We start from the raw sequence: 20493 nt of genomic DNA on the forward strand, positions 1-20493 counted from the left end.
ACGTTTGTCTATGGGAAGTCTCGAGTACAACAGCTCTCGTCCGCCGATCGATGTCGAGGACACCCTGCTGGCGCATCTGAAGATCGTTATCTCCACGAAGCTGCGGCGCCAGGAGAGCTTCATGATGACGTGGCCGTCGGGGAAGAAGAGCCCCGGTCGGCTCTCCGCGTGGATGCACCCGGCCATCCCGCTGGTTCTCGAGTTCGACGCCGACCCGGTCCCGGCGATCGACCCGGCCCGGGTCAGTCACATGATGGAGCGCTTGAACGCGCGCGGCGAGCTCCTCATCGACGAGTTCACCTCCTGACGCTGCCGCGGCTTCCCGCGGCGCTCAGACGTCCCAGTCCGGTAGTCCCCCGAGGTCTTCGGCGATGCTTCCCTCGCCGGCTACCTTGACCCGGAAGAGGAACACTCGCGACGTCGGGTGGACGAGGACACTCGCGAGGCCGTCCGACGTGGCGAACGAGACGAATGTCGGCTCGGTACGTGCGGCGGCTTCGATCCGTTCTCGGAGGGCGACGACATCGGTGCCGCGAGGCAGAGGATAGGTGAGCCCGTCGATCTCGACCCGCGCCCGCATCTCATCGTCAGGTCCGGGGCGCATGCGTGACAGGCTATCCCTCGTCGTGGTGTCCGGACCCGGGGTTGTGCGAATCGTGCGACGGGAGTACAGAACCCCGCCGCTTCGCCCTTCGCGCAGCGACGACGATGATGATGACGAAGACGAGGATCACCACGCCGACGACGATCGCGATCAGCACCGGAATCGACGGCAGCAGGGGGTTGGGTTCCATGGGGCAGGAGCCTATTGCGCTCCCGCGGCTTCCGGTAGACGACCATGAAGGCCGCCCCTGTGGATAACGTCCGCGCCGCGGCGGGTCTCCGATGCACACTGGCGGCATGATCTCTCGTGCGCGCTCGATGCTCCGTGCCCTCCACGACGACGAACGGGGAGACGTGCCCGGCTGGGCTGTGGTTCCGTTCCACCTATGTCAGAGGGCGACGGGGCTGGTGCCGCTCGAACCCATCTTTGATACGCTCAACTCGACCTCGCCCAAGGTGCTTCTACACGGTACGGACGTGCCCGGCCCGCAGCCTGGTGGGGGTGGCAGCCCGTTCGAGCCGGGCCGAGGGCCGAGGAACTCGGGGCACTGCGGGAGCCCGAGTTCCCGCCAACGATCGTGGCGGAATGCGTCGCAATGGGCCGCTGACAGCGTTCGCGACCTGGCGGAGGACGAGACCGGAGACGTCCCCGGGTGGGTGCTCGTGACCCTGATGACCGCGGGCCTCGTCGTGCTCATCTGGGCGGTCGCCGGACCCGCGCTCACCTCCCTCTTCGAGCAGGCCATCCAGCGGGTATCGGGGCTCTGACATGCGTGCGCCTGCGGGGGTGACCGACGACCGCGGATCGAACCCGGTGGAGTTCCTCCTCGTCGGCACCCTGCTCACCGCGCTCACCCTCGCGGTGCTGCAACTGGCGTTCGCGATCTACGTGCGCAACGTCGTCCATGACGCCGCGGTCGAGGGGGCGTACTACGCGGCTCTCGCGGACACGACGGCGGCGGAAGGGGAGGAGCGGGCGCGTGAGGTCATCCGTCGTGCGGTCGGCCCCTCCTATGCCGACGACATCACGGTGGCCTCGGCACGGCGGGGCGGACAGGAGACCGTCGAGGTCCGCATCCGGACGACGCTCCCGGTGTTCGGGCTCGTCGGTGTGCCTGCGGCCTTGCAGGTGGAGGCTCACGCACCGGCGGAGTCGTTCGATGCGCGATGACGCGGGCTCGAGTTCGCTGGAGTTCATCGCCGTCGGGGTGATCATGCTCGTGCCGCTGCTGTACCTCGTGATCGCCGTGGGCTCGGTGCAGGAGCAGTCGCTGGGCGTCGAGGCTGCGGCCCGCCAGGCCGCACGTGCCATCGCCTCGGCACCCGACATCGCGGCGGCGTCCGACCGAGGGGAGGAGGTGCTGGACGGGGTCGTCTCGGAGTACGGCATCGATCGCGGAGCGGTCGACGTCTCCGTGTCGTGCCGTCCCCGGACCTCGCCCTGTCCGGCGGCGGGAGCGACGGTGGTCGTCACGGTCTCGACGCGGGTACCGCTGCCGCTCGTGCCGGGTGTGCTCGGACTCGACCAGGCGACGTCCGTTCCCGTGGAAGCCGTATCGGTGCAGAAGGTGTCGCGGCGATGGGGCGGGGGATGAGGCGACGCGTACCGGCCCTGAAGCAGCATCGTGAGGGCGGCGACGACGGGAGCGTGCTGCTGCTCGTGCTCGGCTACCTCCTCCTCGCGCTCGCGGTGCTGTTCGTGTGCATCTGCGCCACGGATCTCTACATCGCCCAGAAGCGGCTGGACGGGCTCGCGGATGCGGCGGCGCTCGCCGGAGCGGACGGCTTCACGCTGCAGGTGGAGGGGGAGGTGCCGCGCGCGACGCTCACCGACGCGGGGGTGGCCGAGCAGGCGGTGCCGCTCGTCCTCGGAGCGGGGTTCGAGGCGACCGTCGTCGACGCGGGCACCCCGGACGGCGTGAGCGCGCGCGTCACCGTCGCGGCGACCTGGCACCCGCCGCTGCTCTCGCCGTTCGTGCCGGACGGGGTGCCGCTGCAGGCGACGGCCACGAGCCGGACGGCGCTGCGCTGAGCGACCGGGTACTCAGTCGTCGCCCGGGTCCGGCGTGCGCGGCGGCGTGCGGGGCACGAACCGGGGGATCCAGCGGAGGAACCCGGCGGCGCCGACGAGTCCGATCAGGCCCATGGCTCCCGCCGCGAACGACAGGGACGCGACCGCGGTGATGCCCGAGACGAGGAGCGGGGCGACCGCGCCGCCGGCATCGGTCAGCGTGCGCCACGACCCGAGGAACGCGGCCGGGTCGTGCTTCGGGGCGACGTCCGCGCCGAGAGTGAGGAGGATGCCGCTCGACAGTCCGTTGCCGACGCCGAGGACCGCGGCGAACATGCCGAACCAGAGCACGGCGGAGTCGAGGTCGTGCGTGACCGACAGGGCGAGGAACCCGGCGCCCATCAGCACCATCGCGGGCATCGCCGCCCAGAGCCGGCCGAAGCGGTCCATCACCTGGCCGCTGGCGTAGAACAGGGCGAAGTCGATGGCTCCGGACACGCCGACGACGAGAGCGATGGTCGACGCGTCGAGGCCCAGGGAGAGCCCCCACAGCGGCAGGACGACCTGCCGTGCCGACCGCACCGCCGACAGCGAGGCCGCGGCGAGTCCGAGCCGACCGAGCACTCCGCGCTGCCGCCACATGGTCTGGAAGATCCCGGCCCGCTCGACGGTGGGGATCGAACCGGTCACGGCCTCTCCGCTGTCCTCCGCGAACCGGATCGTCGTCCGCAGCGGGGCGACCGTCTTCTCGGGATCCGGTCCGAAGAGCACGAGCACGACCATGACCACGAGGCAGGCGAGGAAGAACCAGATCGCCGCGGCCTCGGTGCCGAAGAGCTGCAGGAGACCGGCGGAGACGAACGGGCCGATGAAGATGCCCAGACGGAAGCTGCCGCCGAGCAGGGAGAGCGAGCGGGCGCGGAACGCCAGCGGCACCCGCGTGGTCATGAACGCGTGCCGAGCGAGCCCGAACGCCGCGGCGCACAGGCCCAGGAGGAACACGGACGCCGCGAGCACCCCGAGCGACGGCGCGAACACCATGCCGACGGCGGCGAGGATGGCGATGACGCCTGCGATCACCATCGTGAAGCGCTCGCCGATGCGCCCCACAGCCCAGCCGGCCGGGAGATTGCCGCACAGCTGACCGACCACGAGCGCCGAGGCGACGAGGGCGGCGAAGGCGACGTCGGCCCCCATGGACGCGGCGATGACCGGGATGAGCGGGATCACAGCGCCCTCGCCGAGGGAGAAGAGGACGGTCGGCAGGTACACCATCGGCCCGAACTGGCGGAGGACCGTGGATGCACTGCTCACGCCCTTCACGCTACTCCGGTCGGCGCGGACGACCGGACACCACCGTCCCCGCGCGCGCGGGCGGCACGTTAGGCTGAGGTGTCATGCTCGAACTAGATCTCTCCGCCGAAATCCAGGCGCTCAGGCACACCTTCGGCGACATCAGCGAGGTCGTCGATGTCAACCGTCTCCGCGAGGACATCGCGCGTCTCAGCGAGGAGGCCGGCGCGCCCGACCTCTGGGACGACACCGAGAACGCCCAGAAGGTCACCAGCGCGCTGAGCCACCGTCAGTCGGAGCTCGCCCGCATCACCGGCATCGCCCAGCGCCTCGACGACCTCGAGGTGCTCGTCGATCTGGCGAACGAGATGGGTGACGAGGAGTCGGCGATCGAGGCGCGCAAGGAGCTGCAGACGCTCACCGACCTCATCAACCAGCTCGAGGTGCAGACGCTGCTCGACGGCGAGTACGACGAGCGCAGCGCCATCGTCACCATCCGCTCCGGCGCCGGCGGCGACGACGCCACCGACTTCGCCGAGATGCTCATGCGCATGTACCTGCGCTGGGCGGAGCGTCACAAGTACCCCGTGAAGGTCATGGACACCTCGTACGCGGAGGGCGCGGGCATCAAGTCGGCGACCTTCGAGATCGACGCGCCGTACGCTTTCGGCACGATCTCGGTCGAGGCCGGCACGCACCGCCTCGCCCGCATCAGCCCGTTCGGCTCCGCGGACAAGCGCCAGACGTCGTTCGCCGCCGTCGAGGTCATCCCGCTCATGGAGGAGGCGACCGAGGTCGACATCCCCGAGAGCGACATCCGGGTCGACGTCTTCCGCTCTTCCGGCCCCGGCGGCCAGTCCGTCAACACGACCGACTCCGCCGTGCGCATCACGCACCTCCCGACCGGAATCGTCGTGTCGATGCAGAACGAGAAGTCGCAGATCCAGAACCGCGCCGCGGCCATGCGCGTGCTGCAGAACCGCCTCCTCCTGCTGCAGAAGGAGCAGGAGGCCGCCAAGAAGAAGGAACTCGCGGGCAACATCACCGCAAGCTGGGGCGATCAGATGCGCTCCTACTTCCTCTACGGACAGCAGCTCGTGAAAGACCTCCGTACGGGCCAGGAGTCCGGCAACCCCGCCGCCGTGTTCGACGGCGACCTCGACGACTTCATCTCGGCGGGCATCCGCTGGCGCAAGCGCAAAGACGAGGACTGATCCTTACGACGAAGGCCCCGGGAGTTCCCGGGGCCTTCGTCGTGCGGTGCGGACGGGTCAGCGAGCCGACGCCTCGACGGTCACGCGCGCGACCTCCTGCAGCATCTCGTCCGTGATGACGACCACGTAGGACGAGCTCTCGGCGACGTCGAACGAGACGGTGCCCTCCGCCGTGGACCCGGCGTCCTGCTCGCTGGACTCCAGCGTCGCCTCGCCGAAGATGTCGTAGTCGCCCTCGGCGCCGTCTGCGGTCTCGACGGAGAAGTAGAGCGGGTTGACGTAGGTCGTCCCGTCGAGCGTCTCCCAGGCGACATCGATCACCAGGTAGCCGCCGTTCGCGGGCTCGAAATCCGTGCCGTTGGTCGGGCCGAACGTGGCGGACCGGATGGTGACCTCGGCCGTGCCCTCGAGCTGCGGCACGGTGACCGGCTCTCCCAGCGTGCCCTCGGCGACCTCACCCGTACCCGCGTCGCCGGAGTCGTCGGTCTCCGGCGCCGGGCTCTGAGTCGTGCCCTCGTCGTAGTCGGGAAGCGTGACCGGACGCACGGTGTTCGCGACGGCCAGCACGAAGAAGATGCTCACGACGATCGCGACGATGCCGCCGAGCACCGACACCCCGAGCCCCGTGATCCCCGGCCACTTGGTGCCCTTCAGGAAAAGGGAGATGAGCGAGACGATGAATCCGGCCGCCAGGAGGAACCAGGCGAACGGCAGCGTCACGGGGATGAACGCGAGGAGGAGGCCGAGCGCGGCGAGCCCGAGGCCGACGAGTCCGAGCACCGAGACCTTCTTCGGCGCCGCGGGAGCCGGCGCCTGACCGGGGTACGCGCCCTGACCGGGGTACGCGCCCTGGCCGGGATACGATCCCTGCCCCGGATACGTTCCCTGAGCGCCCGGTGCCTGGCCCGGGTATCCGCCGGCGCCCTGCGCACCCGGGTACGCGCCCGGTGCCGGGTAGCCGCCCTGGCCCTGGTACGCGTCCTGACCGGCACCGGCCGGCGGGGCGATCGGCGCCGCGCCGGGGAGGTCGTGCGCGCCGCTGGTCGGTGCGGTCCAGTCCTGTGCCGGCTCAGGCGCGACGATGAACTCGGTCGCGGGCTCGTCCGGAGCGATCTCGCGCTCAGCGGCGACGGGCTCGGGAGCGACGGTCTCCGCCGACGCCGTCGGCTCCTCTCCGAGGGGAGCGCGGTCGTCGGTCGCCGCGGCGGGGCTCTCCGTCGGGGTGCCCTCCGCGCCCGCGTCTTCGGTCGCTGTGGTGTCGTCAGTCGCCGTCGCGGTGGTGTCGCCTGTCGCCGTCGTCTCCGGGGCGAAGTGCTCGGTCCACTGCTGGCCGTCCCACCAGCGCAGGCGCCCGGACCCGTCGTCGTACCAACCAGCAGGTGTCGTCATGGGGATCCCCTCCGTGTGTGCGCTCGCGTGGGGCACGCGAATCGACACTCCATGTATAGCAGCGGGCGACGACGCCGGTGGGGCCCGGGGTGCGGAGGAATCGCGGGGCGGCGTGCTGCGCGGCGGGGTGTCGTGCCGAGCCGGAGGCGGTGGCGCGCTTAGGCTCGATTCGCCATGATTCGGTTCGAGAACGTCACGAAACGCTACCGCGGGACGTCGAAGCCCGCCCTGTCCGGTGTCGACTTCGAGGTGCAGCGCGGGGAGTTCGTCTTCCTCGTCGGCGCCTCCGGGTCCGGCAAGTCCTCCTGTCTGCGCCTCATCCTCCGCGAGGACGTGCCGACGAGCGGTCGGGTGGCCGTCCTCGGCCGCGACCTGCGGGCGCTCGCGAACCGGAAGGTGCCGTACTTCCGTCGGCACATCGGCTCGGTGTTCCAGGACTTCCGGCTGCTGCCGTCCAAGACTGTCTATCAGAACGTCGCCTTCACGCTGCAGGTCACCGGCTCGTCCCGCGGCTTCATCCAGCAGGCCGTTCCCGAGGCGCTCGCCCTCGTCGGGCTCGACGGCAAGGAGAAGCGCATGCCGCACGAGCTCTCCGGCGGGGAGCAGCAGCGCGTCGCGATCGCCAGGGCGCTCGTCAACCGTCCGCAGGTGCTGCTGGCCGACGAGCCCACCGGAAACCTCGACCCTGCGACCTCCGTGGACATCATGCAGCTGCTCGCCCGGATCAACGCGGGCGGCACGACGGTGCTCATGGCCACGCACGAGGCCGGCTTCGTCGACCAGATGCGCCGCCGCGTGATCGAGCTCCGCGACGGCGAGATGGTCCGCGACGAGGTGCACGGCGGATACGGCGACACCTCGAACATCCCGCGCCTGGTGCCGGAGGAGGTCCGCGGTGCCGCGGCCGCCGCCGCCCTCACCGCCGTGCAGGAGGTGCAGCGCCAGACCGCCGACCTCTCCGTGGTGCGCGCCGCACTGGCCGAGGAGCTGGACGCCCAGCGCCGGGCCGCGGCCGCGTCTCCCGCGGTCACCAAGCCCGCCGCCGACCCGGCCCCGCAGGTGGTCGAGCCGCCGGAGCCGCGCGGGAGCCGGGCGTGGTCGAACCGCCGGACGTGGTGCATCCCCCGGCCGCGCCGCCGTCCGCCGCCGCGCGCCCCGCCCCCGGGGCGCCGGGGACGCGTCCGATCGTGATCCCGGACGTGGACGTCGCGAGCTCGGCGTGGCGGACCGCCTCGGCCTGTCGGACCAGGACGACGAGGAAGTGGGCCCGACCTCATGAGAATCGGCCTGATCCTGACCGAGGCCCTCGTCGGCCTGCGGCGCAACATCTCGATGGTGATCTCCGTCGTGCTCGTCACGTTCGTGTCGCTGACGTTCGTCGGCGCCGCGATCCTCATGCAGTCCCAGATCGGCGTCATGCGCGGGTACTGGTCCGAGCGCGCCCAGGTGGCCGTCTACATGTGCTCCGCGGTGTCTGAGTCGGACACCTGCGTGGACGGCGCGGCGAGCGAGGAGCAGGTGGCCGCCGTGCGCGCCCAGCTCGAGGGCGACGCGCTGTCGCCGCTCATCAGCTCCATGACCTTCGACACGAAGGAGGAGACGTACGCCAAGCTCGTCGAGCAGGTGGGGGAGGAGCAGGCCAGCGTGCTCTCGCCCGACCAGGCGTTCGAGGTCTTCTTCGTGACCATGAAGGACCCGGGCCAGTCGCAGGTGCTCGCCGAGGCGTTCAGCGACCAGGCCGGAGTGGAGCAGGTCCAGGACCAGCTCCAATACCTCGAACCGCTGTTCTCCGCGCTGACGGTGGCCACCTACATCGCCGTCGGCATCGCCGTGCTCATGCTCATCGCCGCGACGCTGCTGATCGGCACGACGATCCGGTTGTCGGCCTACGCGCGGCGCAAGGAGATCGGCATCATGCGCCTCGTGGGCGCGTCGAATCGCTTCATCCAGACCCCGTTCGTGCTGGAGGGCGTGTTCGCCGCGCTGCTGGGTTCCGCCCTCGCCAGTGCCGCCGTCGTCGCGGGCATGCACTTCGGCGTGAACGGCTACCTGCGCGGCCGCGTGCCCTTCATCACCACCTGGGTGACCATGCAGGATGCGGCGCTCGTCGTCCCGGTCCTCGTCGGGATCGGCGTGGTCCTCGCGGCCCTGTCGGCGGGCTTCGCGATCCGACGGTGGCTGCGCACCTGATACCCTGAAAGGCTGCTCGGCCGATCCGCTGCCGAGCCGTCCACGGCACCACAGCACAGGAGATCATCATGCCCAGGGAACGCGGGGAGAAGGTCATCGCGACCAATCGTCGCGCGCGTCACGACTACAACATCGAGAAGTCGTACGAGGCGGGGATGGTGCTCACCGGCACCGAGGTGAAGTCGCTCCGTCAGGGGCGCGCGAACCTCAGCGACGGGTACGCGTTCGTGAAGGGCAACGAGGTCTTCCTCGACGCCGTGCACATCCCGGAGTACTCGCAGGGGCACTGGACGAACCACTCGGCCAAGCGCATCCGCAAGCTCCTCCTGCACCGGGAGGAGATCGCGAAGCTCGCCCACGCCGTCTCCGCGGGCGGATACACGCTCATCCCGCTCAAGCTGTATTTCTCCGACGGTCGCGCCAAGGTCGAGATCGCTCTCGCGAAGGGCAAGCGCGAGTACGACAAGCGTCAGACCCTCCGCGAACGCCAGGACACCCGTGAGGCCGAGCGGGCGATGCGGCTGCGCAACCGGGTGGGCGAGTAGCCGCCCACGCTCAGAGGCTCGGCGTGAAGCCGAACACCCGGCCGAGGAACGCGAGTTCGCGTTCCAGCGCGTCGACGATGGTCTCGGCGCTGCGGAACCCGTGACCCTCGCCCGGGTACAGCACGTACTCGTGGTCGATGCCGTTCGCCGCCAGCGCGTCGCGGATGGCCTCCGACTGGGACGGCGGCACGACACGGTCCTCCCCGCCCTGCAGCAGCAGCACCGGCACGTCGATGCGGTCGGCGTGGGTCAGAGGCGAGCGCTCGATGTACACGTCCTCGGCGGCGGGGAGCGGACCGACGAGCCCGTCGAGGTACGACGCCTCGAAGTCGTGGGTCTCGGCGGCGAGCATCCGCAGATCCGCGACGCCGTAGCGGCTGATGCCCGCGGCGAACGTGCCACCCCGCACGAGCGCCGAGAGCACCGTCCAGCCGCCCGCCGAGCCGCCGCGGATGGCGATGCGCGCGGGATCGGCGAGCCCGGCGTCGGCGAGCCCGCGGGCGGCCGCGACCACGTCGTCCACGTCCACGACGCCCCACTCTCCCTGCAGGCGGTCGCGGTACGCCCGACCGTAACCGGTGGACCCGCCGTAGTTCACGTCGAGGACCCCGACTCCCCGGCTCGTGAAGAAGGCGATCGAGGCGGAGGCCGCTCCCGTGACATGGGCGGTGGGCCCGCCGTGCACGAGCACGATGTAGGGCGGGAGCTCGCCGTCGGCGCCGCGGGGCTCTCCGGGCGCGGCGGGCGGATAAGCGAAGGCGTGCACGGGGCCGTGCGCCCCCTCCACGACGAGCTGCTGGGCCGCCGGCATCCAGTCCTCGTCGACCGGAGCGCCGCCGGTGACGGTCTCGACGGCCCCGCTGTCGACGTCGACGCACCAGATGCCGGAGGTCACGCGCGAGCCGTCTCCGCTGAGCAGCACGCGGGAGCCGGAGACGTCGTCAACGCTGAGATGCCCGTCGCCCGGGACCGCGATCGCGCGCGTCTCGCCGTCCGGGGACACGAGCTGCACCTCGTCGCGCCCGTCGGTGCGGACGGCCACGAGGCTGCCGTCCGCCAGCGGCTGGAACCAGCGGTTGCCGAGCACCCACAGGCCGTAGCCGGTGTCCGCGTCGGATGAGGTGAGCGGGCGGGAGGCACCGGCCTGGAGGCCGTCGAGCGCGAGGTGATGGAGCTGCCAGCGTCCCGAGCCGTCGTCGGCGAACACGAGCGCGTCGTCGCCGATCCATTCCGGCTGCAGGGCGGCGGAGGTGGGGACCCGGGTGATCGTCCCGCCGGCCGCCGATCCGATCGCGAGCGCGGCGCTCTCCCAGGGCATGCTGTCCGCCTGCCATTCGACCCAGGCGACGCGGCTGCCGTCGGGCGAGAGCGCGGGATGGGCGAAGAAGCCGGGACCCTCGACGATCACCCGGATCGCGGAGGCGTCCTCGGCGGCCGAACCGTCCACGGGGATCTCCACGATCGCGCGGCGGTGCGGGTCGGTCGAGAGGTCTTCCCGCACGGCCAGCAGTCGGCCGCTCTGCACGCGCAGCCCGCCGTACGCGGGGCCGGCGGCGGTGAGGGGGCGCGGTTCCGTCCCGCGGTCCATCCGGTGCACGCGCTGGTCGGCCCCGGAGACGAAGTACAGGGTGTCGCCGTCGACGGTCCAGGCGCCGCCCCCGTACTCGTGCACGCGGGAGCGGGCGTTCCAGGGTGCCGGGAGGATCTCCGCGCCCGTCGAGCTACGCACCGTGACGCGTCCGCCCTCGGCGGGCACGGACTCGGCCCACCACACCTCGTCGCCCACGAAGCGGGCCCCGTCGATGCGCGGTGCCGCTCCTGCGACGGCTGCGGCGGTGAAGGGGGAGGACCAGGAGCCGAACGGTGAGGACATGCCTCGAGCCTACGGGCGGTGACACACGACGTCACACTCGTGCGGCGGGCCGAGGGCGTGCTCTAGGTTTCTGGAAACGCCCGGTTCATCCCGGGCGTGGAGCGACAGCCGAGCCCGGCACCCGCCCGCGAACGACGTGCTCTTCGTCGTGCGCGGACCCCGGCCCCTGTCCCCTGGAGAGAAGATGTCTTCCACGTTCGACGCCTCCCGCGCCTCCCGCGTGCCGTTCTCCTTCGAGCTCTACCCGCCGCGCTCGGAGTCGAGCCAGGAGGCCCTGCACGAGACCGTCCGTCGTCTCGCCGCGGCCGGCCCGGAGTTCCTGTCGGTGACCTACGGCGCCGGCGGCTCGACCGGTGGCCGCTCGCTCGATGTGCTGCGCTTCATCCGGGAGCACACCGACGTCGAACCCCTCGCTCACCTCACCTGCGTCGGCAACACCTACGCCGGAGCCACCGCGCTCATCCGGGAGTTCCTCGACGCCGGGATCCTCCGCTTCCTCGCCCTGCGCGGAGACCCGCCCGCGGGGCAGAGCGAGCCGTTCCTGGGCGACCTGGAGAGCGCCGCCCAGCTCGTACAGCTCATCGATCGCGTCCAGGCCGAGCGCGCGCCGTACCAGGAGTCTCCGGTCCCCGGTCTCCCCGGGGCCGCACTCGTCGCCCCGCGGCAGAAGGTCGACATCGCGGTGGCCGCGTTCCCGAAGGGGCACCCCCGGGCCACGCACCGCACGCAGGATGTCGAGGCGCTGCTCGCCAAGCAGGCCGCGGGGGCGACCTTCGCCATCACGCAGCTCTTCTTCCACCCCGATGACTACCTCGCCTTCGTGGAGCGCGCTCGCGCCGGAGGCGTCACCATCCCGATCCTCCCCGGCATCATGCCGATCACATCGCCGGCCCGGCTCGCCCGGGTGCTGGAGCTGACCGGGGAGGACCTGCCCAGCGAGCTCGCGATCGCCCTCGATGTCGAGCCGACCGCCGAAGGGCGCCGGGAGATCGGGATCTCCTGGGCCGCGCGCCTCGCCGCCGACGTCGTCGCCGGCGGGGCCCCCGGCGTGCATCTGTACGCCTTCAACCAGCACGAGACCGTCCTGACCGTCCTCGCCGAAGCCGGCATCGTCCCGGCGCTCCGGCACTAGTCCCCGCCGAAAGGAAACACCATGACCGCATTCCCCGAGGGCACCATCCTCGGCTACCCCCGCATCGGCCGTCGCCGCGAGCTCAAGAAGGCCGTCGAGGCGTTCTGGGCCGGCCGCATCGACGAGCAGGAGCTGGAGCGGACGGCCGCGGAACTGCGCGCGGCGACCCGCGAGCGCCTGGCGGGGCTCGGCCTCGGCCGCACGGACTCGTCCATCCCGGAGTCCTTCTCCTTCTACGACCAGGTCCTCGACGCCGCTGTCACGGTCGGCGCGATCCCTGCCCGCTTCGACGACCTCCGCGAGGCCGACGGGTCGATCGGCCTCTCCGCCCTATTCACCGTCGCCCGCGGCGAAGGCGAGCGGGCGCCGCTGGAGATGACGAAGTGGTTCGACTCGAACTACCACTACCTCGTGCCGGAGATCGGCCCGGAGACGGTGTTCTCCCTCGCCAGCGACCGCCTGGTGCGCGAGGTCGCCGAGGCCGTCGCCGCCGGCTTCGTCACGCGTCCCGTGGTCGTCGGACCGGTCACGCTGCTGGCGCTCGCGAAGGCGTCGGACGACGCGCCGGAGGGCTTCGAGCCGCTCTCGCGGCTGGAGGACGTCCTGCCGGTCTACGTCGATCTGCTCGCCCGTCTGCGCGCCGCGGGCGCCGAGTGGGTGCAGCTCGACGAGCCCGCCCTCGTGAGCGAGTCCCTGCCGGCGACGACCGCGCAGCTCGCGTCCGCCGCGGAGCGCGCGCTCGCAGTGCTCGGGAACGCCGAAGAGCGGCCCTCGATCCTCGTCGCGGCCCCGTACGCGAGCCTCGGCGCGACGTTCGCGACCGTGGCCGCCGCCCCCGTCGAGGCCATCGCCGTGGATCTCGTGCGCGGCACCGTGCCCGACGCGGTGCCGGGCCTCGAGGGCAAGACCCTCGTCGGCGGTGTGATCGACGGTCACAACATCTGGCGTGGCGACCTGTCCGCGGCGTTCGATTCTCTGGAGGCGCTCCGTGCGCTCGGGGCCCCGGTGTCGGCATCGACCTCGACCTCGCTGCTGCACGTGCCGCACGACGTGGAGGACGAGACGGCGCTGGACGCGCGCCTCGTCTCCTGGCTCGCCTTCGCGGATCAGAAGGTGCAGCAGGTCGTGACCCTCGCCCGCGGCCTGTCCGAAGGGCGCACGGCGATCGGGGCCGAGCTGGACGCCGCGACCGCTGCGCTGCAGGACCGCCTGACCGCTCCCGGTGTGCGCGACGGTGCGGTGCGTTCCCGTGCGCTGAGCGACGCCGACTTCGCCCGTGCCCCGTACCAGGAGCGGGAGGAGGCGCAGAACGCCCTCGGCCTGCCGGCGCTGCCCCTGACGACGATCGGCTCCTTCCCGCAGACCGGCGACATCCGCCGCGCCCGCGCCCAGTTCCTCCGCGGCGAGATCCCCGAGGACGACTACGAGGAGTTCCTGCGCCGTGAGGTCGCGGCGGTCGTCTCCCTGCAGGAGGACCTCGGTCTCGACGTCCTCGTGCACGGTGAGCCGGAGCGCAACGACATGGTGCAGTACTTCGCGGAGAACCTCGACGGCTTCGCGGTCACGCAGCACGGCTGGGTGCAGTCGTACGGCTCGCGAGCCACGCGCCCGTCGATCCTCTGGGGAGACGTCTCGCGTCCCGCGCCCATCACGGTCGGCTGGTCGGCGTACGCGCAGTCGCTCACGGCGAAGCACATGAAGGGGATGCTCACGGGCCCCGTCACGATCCTCGCGTGGTCCTTCGTCCGCGACGACCAGCCGCTGGGGGAGACGGCGAACCAGGTGGCGCTCGCGCTCCGCGACGAGATCGCCGATCTGGAGGCCGCGGGCATCCAGGTGATCCAGGTCGACGAGCCGGCGCTCCGGGAGCTGCTCCCGCTGAAGCAGGCCGACCAGCCGGCGTACCTCGACTGGTCCGTCGCCTCGTTCCGTCTGGCCACGGGCGGCGCTGCGGCGGCGACCCAGGTGCACACCCACCTCTGTTACTCGGAGTTCGGCGTCGTGATCGACGCGATCCGTGCGCTCGACGCGGACGTCACGTCCATCGAGGCGGCCCGGAGCCGCATGGAGGTCGTCGCGGACATCGCCGAGGTGGGCTTCGACCACGGCATCGGCCCCGGCGTGTACGACATCCACTCGCCGCGCGTGCCCACCGTGGAGGAGGTCGAGTCCCTGCTGCGGCGTGCGGTGGAGGAGATCCCCCTCCGTCAGCTCTGGGTGAACCCGGACTGCGGTCTGAAGACCCGCGGATACGCCGAGACCACGGCGTCGCTGCGGAACATCGTCGAGGCCACGCGGCGCGTGCGCGAAGACGTGGTGGTCACCGCCTGACGCGGTCGTCCCCGGACACACGAAGGCCCTCCCGGTGCACCCGGGAGGGCCTTCGTCCTCGTCTGACCGACGATGCGGTGTCTCAGACGGCGCGCATGACCGCGACGACCTTGCCGAGCACGACCGCCTCGTCGCCCAGGATCGGCTCGAACGCGGAGTTGCGGGGGAGCAGCCACGTGTGGCCGTCGCGACGCCGGAGCACCTTGACGGTGGCCTCGCCGTCGAGCATGGCGGCCACGATCTCGCCGTTCTCCGCCGTGTTCTGCGAGCGCACGACGACCCAGTCGCCGTCGCAGATGGCGGCGTCGATCATCGACTCCCCGGAGACCTTGAGCATGAACAGGTCGCCCTTGCCGACGAGCTGCCGGGGGAGCGGGAAGATCTCCTCGACCTGCTGATCCGCCGTGATCGGCACGCCCGCGGCGATACGCCCCACCAGTGGGACCAGTGCGGCATCGCCCACGGGGGTCGCCACGTCCGCCGGGTTCTCCGCGCCCGTGCCGGGCAGGTCGATGAGGACCTCCATGGCACGCGTCTTGCCCGGGTCGCGACGCAGGTAGCCGCTGAGCTCGAGCTGACCGAGCTGGTGGGTGACGCTGGACAGCGACTTGAGCCCGACGGCGTCGCCGATCTCGCGCATGCTCGGCGGATAGCCGTTCTGCGCGATCGAGGCCTGGATGACCTCGAGGATCGCCATCTGCTTCGGGCTGAGGCTCTTGCGACGGCGGGTGCGCGGCGCCTCGGACTCGAGGGCTGAGGTGTCGCTCATGGTGCTCCTTCACTGCGTGATCCGACGTGCCGCTTCGAATGTCGGTGGCCCGTGGTGGGGTGTCCTTATCGAAACCGTATCCGAGAAAAGCGCCGATCTGGAAGATCTGTTCGAGCGTGTCGGCTGATTCGCGGGGCATGGTTTCGAAGACAGCTTGACAGATGTTCGAACTCGAAGATATCTTCGGAACGTAGCTTCGCATCCACGGCTCCCGGCCGAGGCGCGGATGCGAAAGCTACGCCAACCTCCCCGGGCTCCGGCGCCGGGACAGTAAGGAGCAGACATGAGCAGCATCAGCCTCAGCACCGCGACCGCCCTCCCGGCATCGGCCCGTCCGGCCACCCGGCTGCGGATCACGGCACGCGGCCGTCGCACTCTGCTCGCGCTCGCGTCGGTCCCGCTCGCGGCGGGCATCGCCTTCGCCGCCCTCAGCGGGGGCAGCGCGACCGCTTCCGGCGCGGATGCGCCGGCCGTCTCCGTCGAGACCGTCACGGTCATGCCTGGCGACACCCTCTGGTCGATCGCGAGCAGCATCGCTCCCGAGGCCGACCCGCGGGATGTCATCGGTGAGATCACCCGCATGAACCTGCTGCGCGGCGGGGAGCTCCAGGTCGGCCAGGAGCTCGCACTGCCGGCGCGGTACACCGACTGACGCCGAGTCCTCCCGGCCGAATCGTCACGATGACCTCGGCTCTCCCTGCTCCTCTTAAGATGGGAAGGGTGACCTTCTCCCTCAACGATCTCCCGCTCCGCGACGATCTGCGCGGACTCACCCCGTACGGAGCGCCGCAGGCCCCGCTGCCGGTGGCGCTGAACGTCAACGAGAACACGCATCCGGTTCCCGACGAGGTCGCGAGCGACATCCTCGATGACATCGCCGTGGCGATCCGAGACGTGAACCGGTACCCGGACCGCGAGTTCACGACGCTGCGGGAGGCGTTCGCCGACTACCTGGGTCACGGCCTCACGCCGGAGCAGATCTGGGCGGGCAACGGGTCCAACGAGGTGCTGCAGCACATCTTCCAGGCGTTCGGCGGGCCGGGACGCACGGCCTTCGGATTCGCGCCCACGTACTCCATGTACCCGCTCATCGCGAAGGGGACGGGCGCGTCCTGGATCGCGGGCACCCGTCAGCCCGACTACACGGTCACCCCGGAGGAGGCGGCGCAGCAGGTGCGCGCGGCCGACCCCGACATCGTGATCCTCTGCTCGCCGAACAACCCGACCGGCACCCCGCTGGGGCTCGACGTCGTGGAGGCCGTCTACGAGGCGGCCCGCGGCGTCGTGATCGTCGACGAGGCCTACCAGGAGTTCGCGCCACGGGATGCGGCGTCGGCCCTCACCCTCCTGGAAGGACGACCGCGCCTCGCCGTCTCCCGAACGATGAGCAAGGCCTTCGCCTTCGCCGGCGCCCGCGTCGGCTACCTCGCGGCCGACCCGGCGTTCATCGACGCGCTCCGGCTCGTGCGACTGCCGTACCACCTCAGCGCTCTGACGCAGGCCGCCGCGGTCGCCGCCCTCCGCAACGCCGACGTCATGCTCGGCATGGTGCAGGAGATCGTGGAGCAGCGGGACCGCATCACGGCGACGCTCGAAGCCCTCGGGTACACCCCGCACCTCTCGTGGTCCAACTTCGTGCTGTTCGGCGGCGTCGCGGATCCGCAGGCGACGTGGCAGCAGCTGTACGACCGCGGTGTGCTCGTCCGCGACGTCGGCATCCCCGGCCACCTGCGGGTGAGCGCCGGCACGGAGGCGGAGACGACGGCGTTCCTGGACGCCCTGGCCTCGATAGGATCGGCATCATGACCATCCCCGCGCCCACCGCACGCACCGCGAGCCGCGTGCGCAGCACGTCGGAGTCCACCGTCGAGGTCGAGCTGAACCTCGACGGCACCGGTGCGAGCCGCATCGACACCTCGGTGCCGTTCTTCGACCACATGCTCACGGCGTTCGCCAAGCACTCGCTGACGGATCTCACCGTGCGGGCCTCCGGGGACACCCACATCGACGCGCACCACACCGTGGAGGACGTCTCGATCGTGCTCGGCCAGGCGATCCTGGCCGCCCTCGGAGACAAGTCCGGCATCTCCCGGTACGGCGACGCCCTCGTCCCCCTGGACGAGGCGCTCGCGCAGGCGGTCGTCGACATCTCCGGCCGCCCGTACCTCGTGCACGAGGGGGAACCCGCGGGCTTCGAGCACCACCTGATCGGCGGGCACTTCACGGGATCCCTCGTGCGGCACGTCTTCGAGGCCATCACCTTCAACGCCGCGCTGACCGTGCACGTGCGGGTGCTGAGCGGGCGCGACCCGCACCACATCGCCGAGGCCGAGTTCAAGGCGTTCGCGCGAGCGTTCCGCCAGGCGAAGGCCCTGGATCCGCTCGTCGACGGCATCCCGTCGACCAAGGGGGCGCTGTGAGCGCCGCGCCGCGGGTCGCCGTCTTCGACTACGAGTCCGGGAACGTCCACTCCGCTGTGAAGGCGCTCGTCGCCGCGGGAGCCGATGCCGTGCTGACCCGCGACCGCACCGAGGCGCTGGAGGCCGACGGGTTCGTCGTGCCCGGTGTCGGCGCCTTCCAGGCTGTGCGGGACGCCCTGCACGCCCACGGCGGCGACGAGATCATCGGCCGTCGTCTCGCGGGGGGCCGACCGGTACTCGGCATCTGCGTCGGCATGCAGGTGCTGTTCGAGCACGGCGTCGAGCGGGGGCACGACACCGCGGGCCTCGGCGAGTGGCCGGGTGCTGTGACGGAGCTCGACGCCCCGGTCCTGCCGCACATGGGCTGGAACACGGTGGAGCCGGGGGAGGACACCGTCCTGTTCCGCGGCATCGAGCAGGAGCGCTTCTACTTCGTGCACTCCTATGCCGCGCAGTCCTGGGAGCTGGACGTGATCCCGCCGTTCCCGCAGCCCGTGCTCACGTGGGCGACCTACGGCGGCCCCTTCCTCGCGGCCGTCGAGAACGGCCCGCTCTCGGCGACGCAGTTCCACCCGGAGAAGTCCGGGGACGCCGGCATCCAGCTGCTCCGGAACTGGGTGCAGAGCCTCTGACCCCCAGCCGCGTCGGCGCCCGGCGTCACGCGGTTTGTCCCGCGCCCCCCGGCGGACTACCCTCGTCTCTCGTGCCCGCTCGGGCCGCAGACCCACCCGAACCAAGGACCCCATGAACGACTTCGCGCAGTCCCCCTCGCTCACGCTCCTTCCCGCGGTCGATGTCGCCGGCGGCAAGGCGGTCCGTCTCACGCAGGGGGAGGCCGGGACCGAGACGAGCTACGGCGACCCGCTCGACGCGGCAGGGGAGTGGGTGTCGCAGGGGGCCTCCTGGATCCACCTCGTCGACCTCGACGCGGCGTTCGGACGCGGCAGCAACGCGCCGATCCTGCGCAAGGTCATCAAGCAGTTCAAGAACGTCAACGTCGAGCTCTCCGGCGGCATCCGGGACGACGCGAGCCTGGAGGCCGCTCTGGAGAGCGGCGCCGCCCGCATCAACCTCGGCACGGCCGCTCTGGAGAACCCCGAGTGGGCGGCCGACGTGATCAGCCGCTTCGGCGAGGCGATCGCCGTCGGCCTCGACGTCCGCGGCACGACCCTCGCGGCGCGCGGCTGGACGAAGGAGGGCGGCGACCTGTGGGAGGTGCTCGAGCGCCTCGAGGACGCCGGCTGCAGCCGTTACGTCGTCACCGACGTGACCAAGGACGGCACGCTGCGCGGCCCGAACCTGGAACTCCTGCGCGAGGTGACCTCGCGCACGCCGAAGCCGGTCGTCGCGTCCGGCGGCATCTCGAACCTCGACGACATCGCCGCGCTGCGCGACCTCGTGCCCTTGGGCGTCGAGGGCGCCATCGTCGGGAAGGCTCTGTACGCGGGCGCCTTCACGCTCGCGGAGGCCCTGGATGTCGCCGGAGACTGATCCGCACGCCTGCGGTCCGGAGTCGCACAACCGGGCCGATTCCGCCGGCGTCCCCTGGGAGGGGCGCAGCTTCGAGTCGAATCCGCACGCGGCCGACGACGGCTCGGCGGACCCGGCTCTGCTCGCCGCGCTGCATCGCTTCCGTGCGGGCGAGGGGAGTCAGGCCGAGGTCGTCGACGCGTTCCGCTCCGCCCGGGTGCTCGTGCCCCTGATCGCGGAGAAGGGCGAGGAGGGCGTGGCGCCCAGCGGTCTCGCGGTGGACAAGACGCAGGAGCTCTCGATCGTCACCGTGGCCGCACCGGACGGGCGCCGCGTCCAGCCGGTGTTCTCGTCGGTCGAGACGATGCAGCGCTGGGACCCGTCGGCCCGCCCCATCCCGGTCGAGGCCGTTCGCGCGGCCCTGGCCGCGTCGTCGGAGGATACCGATCTCATCGTGCTGGACCCCACGTCCGACACCGAGTTCGTGATCCGCCGCCCCGCCGTCTGGGCCGTGGCGCAGGGGCACGCGTGGGAGCCGAGCTTCCTCTCTCCCGAGGTCGTCACCGCCCTTCGGGAGAGCATCGCCCACGAGCTCGCCGTGATCGACGTCTCCGTCGCGCCGGGTGACCCGGACGCGCGCCTCCGCGGACCGGAGCTCATCGTGGTCCTGGAGCTCGTCGACGGCCTAGAGCGAGAGGTCCTGGATGCCGTGCTCGCGCGGCTCGCTCAGCGCTGGGCGGCGGACGACCGGATCGCCGTCCTCGCCGACTCGCTGACAGTCAAGCTCCGCCGCAGCATCTGAGGCGGAGCGTCAGCCGGATCAGGTGACGGGACCGGTCCACTTCTCGCCCGGCCCCTTGCCGATCGGGTCGGGGATCGTCGAGGCCTCGCGGAAGGCGAGCTGCAGCGACCGGAGGCCGTCTCGCAGCGACCGGGCGTGCATGTCGCTGATCTCCGGGGCGCCGGCGGTGATGAGCCCCGCGAGGGCATTGATGAGCTTGCGCGCCTCGTCCAGGTCGAGCTGGGCCGCGGCGTCCGGGTCGTCCGCGAGGCCGAGCTTCACGGCCGCCGCGCTCATGAGGTGCACGGCGGCGGTGGTGATCACCTCGACGGCCGGGACGTCGGCGATGTCACGGACGGCCGAGGAGGCTGCCTCCTCCTGCCGAGCCCATCGCTCCTCGCGCTCGCGGGCCGCCTCGTCCGATGCCTGGTTCGTCACTTCGCCTTGCTTTCTGTTAGACTTTGGCGGGCTC

The 20493-nt window shown here is 71.3% G+C and carries 23 protein-coding genes; 16 read left to right on the forward strand and 7 right to left on the reverse strand.

Annotated elements, in window-relative coordinates; translation table 11 throughout:
* Positions 1 to 10 precede the first annotated feature (10 nt).
* Positions 11 to 307 carry a DUF7882 family protein gene (locus tag AC2W7E_RS07610; protein ID WP_025105304.1) on the forward strand — a complete coding sequence of 99 codons (297 nt, stop codon included), beginning with the start codon at positions 11 to 13 and terminating at the stop codon, positions 305 to 307.
* A gap of 24 nt (positions 308 to 331) precedes the next feature.
* Here AC2W7E_RS07610 and AC2W7E_RS07615 read toward each other — a convergent pair whose 3' ends face one another.
* Positions 332 to 604, reverse strand: coding sequence for a hypothetical protein (locus AC2W7E_RS07615; protein ID WP_485988848.1), 273 nt, complete (start codon positions 602 to 604; stop codon positions 332 to 334).
* A gap of 10 nt (positions 605 to 614) precedes the next feature.
* Positions 615 to 794 (reverse strand): hypothetical protein, encoded by a 180-nt coding sequence (locus tag AC2W7E_RS07620; RefSeq protein ID WP_485988849.1) that lies wholly within the window; start codon positions 792 to 794, stop codon positions 615 to 617.
* Positions 795 to 1390: 596 nt separating this feature from the next.
* On the opposite strand from AC2W7E_RS07620, the gene AC2W7E_RS07625 reads away from it, so the two are divergent.
* The 3 genes from AC2W7E_RS07625 to AC2W7E_RS07635 are packed head-to-tail and all read left to right on the forward strand — an operon-like array spanning position 1391 to position 2635.
* Complete coding sequence (locus AC2W7E_RS07625; RefSeq protein ID WP_485988850.1) at positions 1391 to 1774, forward strand: TadE/TadG family type IV pilus assembly protein; 384 nt, start codon at positions 1391 to 1393, stop codon at positions 1772 to 1774.
* Positions 1764 to 2198 carry a TadE family protein gene (locus tag AC2W7E_RS07630; RefSeq protein ID WP_485988851.1) on the forward strand — a complete coding sequence of 145 codons (435 nt, stop codon included), beginning with the start codon at positions 1764 to 1766 and terminating at the stop codon, positions 2196 to 2198. Before AC2W7E_RS07625 ends, AC2W7E_RS07630 begins: the two co-directional genes overlap by 11 nt.
* On the forward strand, positions 2195 to 2635 hold the full coding sequence (locus AC2W7E_RS07635; protein ID WP_485988852.1) for a pilus assembly protein TadG-related protein: 441 nt from the start codon (positions 2195 to 2197) through the stop codon (positions 2633 to 2635). Before AC2W7E_RS07630 ends, AC2W7E_RS07635 begins: the two co-directional genes overlap by 4 nt.
* A 12-nt stretch (positions 2636 to 2647) precedes the next feature.
* Here AC2W7E_RS07635 and AC2W7E_RS07640 read toward each other — a convergent pair whose 3' ends face one another.
* A complete protein-coding gene (locus AC2W7E_RS07640; RefSeq protein WP_085603589.1) occupies positions 2648 to 3889 on the reverse strand; it encodes an MFS transporter in 1242 nt (413 codons plus the stop codon).
* Between the two features lie 122 nt (positions 3890 to 4011).
* Here AC2W7E_RS07640 and prfB point away from each other — a divergent pair, with 122 nt between their 5' ends.
* Positions 4012 to 5121 carry a peptide chain release factor 2 gene (gene prfB, locus AC2W7E_RS07645; RefSeq protein WP_025105296.1) on the forward strand — a complete coding sequence of 370 codons (1110 nt, stop codon included), beginning with the start codon at positions 4012 to 4014 and terminating at the stop codon, positions 5119 to 5121.
* A gap of 57 nt (positions 5122 to 5178) precedes the next feature.
* Here the strand turns inward: prfB and AC2W7E_RS07650 are convergent, their stop codons facing one another.
* Positions 5179 to 6510: a DUF2510 domain-containing protein gene (locus AC2W7E_RS07650; RefSeq protein ID WP_485988853.1), complete on the reverse strand. Its 1332-nt coding sequence runs from the start codon at positions 6508 to 6510 to the stop codon at positions 5179 to 5181.
* Positions 6511 to 6684: 174 nt separating this feature from the next.
* Here AC2W7E_RS07650 and ftsE point away from each other — a divergent pair, with 174 nt between their 5' ends.
* From ftsE to smpB, 3 genes are all read left to right on the forward strand, one after another.
* Positions 6685 to 7701 (forward strand): cell division ATP-binding protein FtsE, encoded by a 1017-nt coding sequence (gene ftsE / locus AC2W7E_RS07655; protein ID WP_485988854.1) that lies wholly within the window; start codon positions 6685 to 6687, stop codon positions 7699 to 7701.
* A gap of 84 nt (positions 7702 to 7785) precedes the next feature.
* Entirely contained in the window at positions 7786 to 8700 is a 915-nt protein-coding gene (gene ftsX / locus AC2W7E_RS07660; RefSeq protein WP_025105294.1) for a permease-like cell division protein FtsX, read from the forward strand.
* Positions 8701 to 8768: 68 nt separating this feature from the next.
* Positions 8769 to 9245: an SsrA-binding protein SmpB gene (smpB, locus tag AC2W7E_RS07665; RefSeq protein WP_050722832.1), complete on the forward strand. Its 477-nt coding sequence runs from the start codon at positions 8769 to 8771 to the stop codon at positions 9243 to 9245.
* A gap of 10 nt (positions 9246 to 9255) precedes the next feature.
* On the opposite strand, the gene AC2W7E_RS07670 is transcribed toward smpB, so the two are convergent.
* Complete coding sequence (locus AC2W7E_RS07670) at positions 9256 to 11118, reverse strand: S9 family peptidase (protein WP_485988855.1); 1863 nt, start codon at positions 11116 to 11118, stop codon at positions 9256 to 9258.
* Positions 11119 to 11302: 184 nt separating this feature from the next.
* Here AC2W7E_RS07670 and AC2W7E_RS07675 point away from each other — a divergent pair, with 184 nt between their 5' ends.
* Positions 11303 to 12250 carry a methylenetetrahydrofolate reductase gene (locus AC2W7E_RS07675; protein ID WP_062764648.1) on the forward strand — a complete coding sequence of 316 codons (948 nt, stop codon included), beginning with the start codon at positions 11303 to 11305 and terminating at the stop codon, positions 12248 to 12250.
* Positions 12251 to 12271: 21 nt separating this feature from the next.
* Positions 12272 to 14581 carry a 5-methyltetrahydropteroyltriglutamate--homocysteine S-methyltransferase gene (metE, locus tag AC2W7E_RS07680; protein WP_485988856.1) on the forward strand — a complete coding sequence of 770 codons (2310 nt, stop codon included), beginning with the start codon at positions 12272 to 12274 and terminating at the stop codon, positions 14579 to 14581.
* 82 nt (positions 14582 to 14663) lie between these two features.
* Here metE and lexA read toward each other — a convergent pair whose 3' ends face one another.
* A complete protein-coding gene (gene lexA / locus AC2W7E_RS07685; protein WP_025105289.1) occupies positions 14664 to 15350 on the reverse strand; it encodes a transcriptional repressor LexA in 687 nt (228 codons plus the stop codon).
* 283 nt (positions 15351 to 15633) lie between these two features.
* On the opposite strand from lexA, the gene AC2W7E_RS07690 reads away from it, so the two are divergent.
* The 6 genes from AC2W7E_RS07690 to AC2W7E_RS07715 all read left to right on the forward strand — a co-directional run bounded on the left by AC2W7E_RS07690 (position 15634) and on the right by AC2W7E_RS07715 (position 20042).
* On the forward strand, positions 15634 to 16002 hold the full coding sequence (locus tag AC2W7E_RS07690; protein WP_025105288.1) for a LysM peptidoglycan-binding domain-containing protein: 369 nt from the start codon (positions 15634 to 15636) through the stop codon (positions 16000 to 16002).
* Between the two features lie 59 nt (positions 16003 to 16061).
* Positions 16062 to 17156 carry a histidinol-phosphate transaminase gene (locus AC2W7E_RS07695; RefSeq protein ID WP_172400031.1) on the forward strand — a complete coding sequence of 365 codons (1095 nt, stop codon included), beginning with the start codon at positions 16062 to 16064 and terminating at the stop codon, positions 17154 to 17156.
* Positions 17153 to 17770 carry an imidazoleglycerol-phosphate dehydratase HisB gene (hisB, locus tag AC2W7E_RS07700; RefSeq protein WP_025105286.1) on the forward strand — a complete coding sequence of 206 codons (618 nt, stop codon included), beginning with the start codon at positions 17153 to 17155 and terminating at the stop codon, positions 17768 to 17770. Before AC2W7E_RS07695 ends, hisB begins: the two co-directional genes overlap by 4 nt.
* Positions 17767 to 18402 (forward strand): imidazole glycerol phosphate synthase subunit HisH, encoded by a 636-nt coding sequence (gene hisH, locus AC2W7E_RS07705; protein ID WP_085603532.1) that lies wholly within the window; start codon positions 17767 to 17769, stop codon positions 18400 to 18402. Before hisB ends, hisH begins: the two co-directional genes overlap by 4 nt.
* A gap of 112 nt (positions 18403 to 18514) precedes the next feature.
* Entirely contained in the window at positions 18515 to 19261 is a 747-nt protein-coding gene (priA, locus tag AC2W7E_RS07710) for a bifunctional 1-(5-phosphoribosyl)-5-((5-phosphoribosylamino)methylideneamino)imidazole-4-carboxamide isomerase/phosphoribosylanthranilate isomerase PriA (protein WP_025105284.1), read from the forward strand.
* Complete coding sequence (locus tag AC2W7E_RS07715) at positions 19245 to 20042, forward strand: SseB family protein (protein WP_025105283.1); 798 nt, start codon at positions 19245 to 19247, stop codon at positions 20040 to 20042. Before priA ends, AC2W7E_RS07715 begins: the two co-directional genes overlap by 17 nt.
* Positions 20043 to 20060: 18 nt before the next feature.
* On the opposite strand, the gene AC2W7E_RS07720 is transcribed toward AC2W7E_RS07715, so the two are convergent.
* A complete protein-coding gene (locus AC2W7E_RS07720) occupies positions 20061 to 20459 on the reverse strand; it encodes a DUF1844 domain-containing protein (protein WP_025105282.1) in 399 nt (132 codons plus the stop codon).
* Between the last annotated feature and the right edge of the window lie 34 nt (positions 20460 to 20493).

The organism is Microbacterium sp. CFSPD4_SD4 (genome assembly GCF_057364585.1).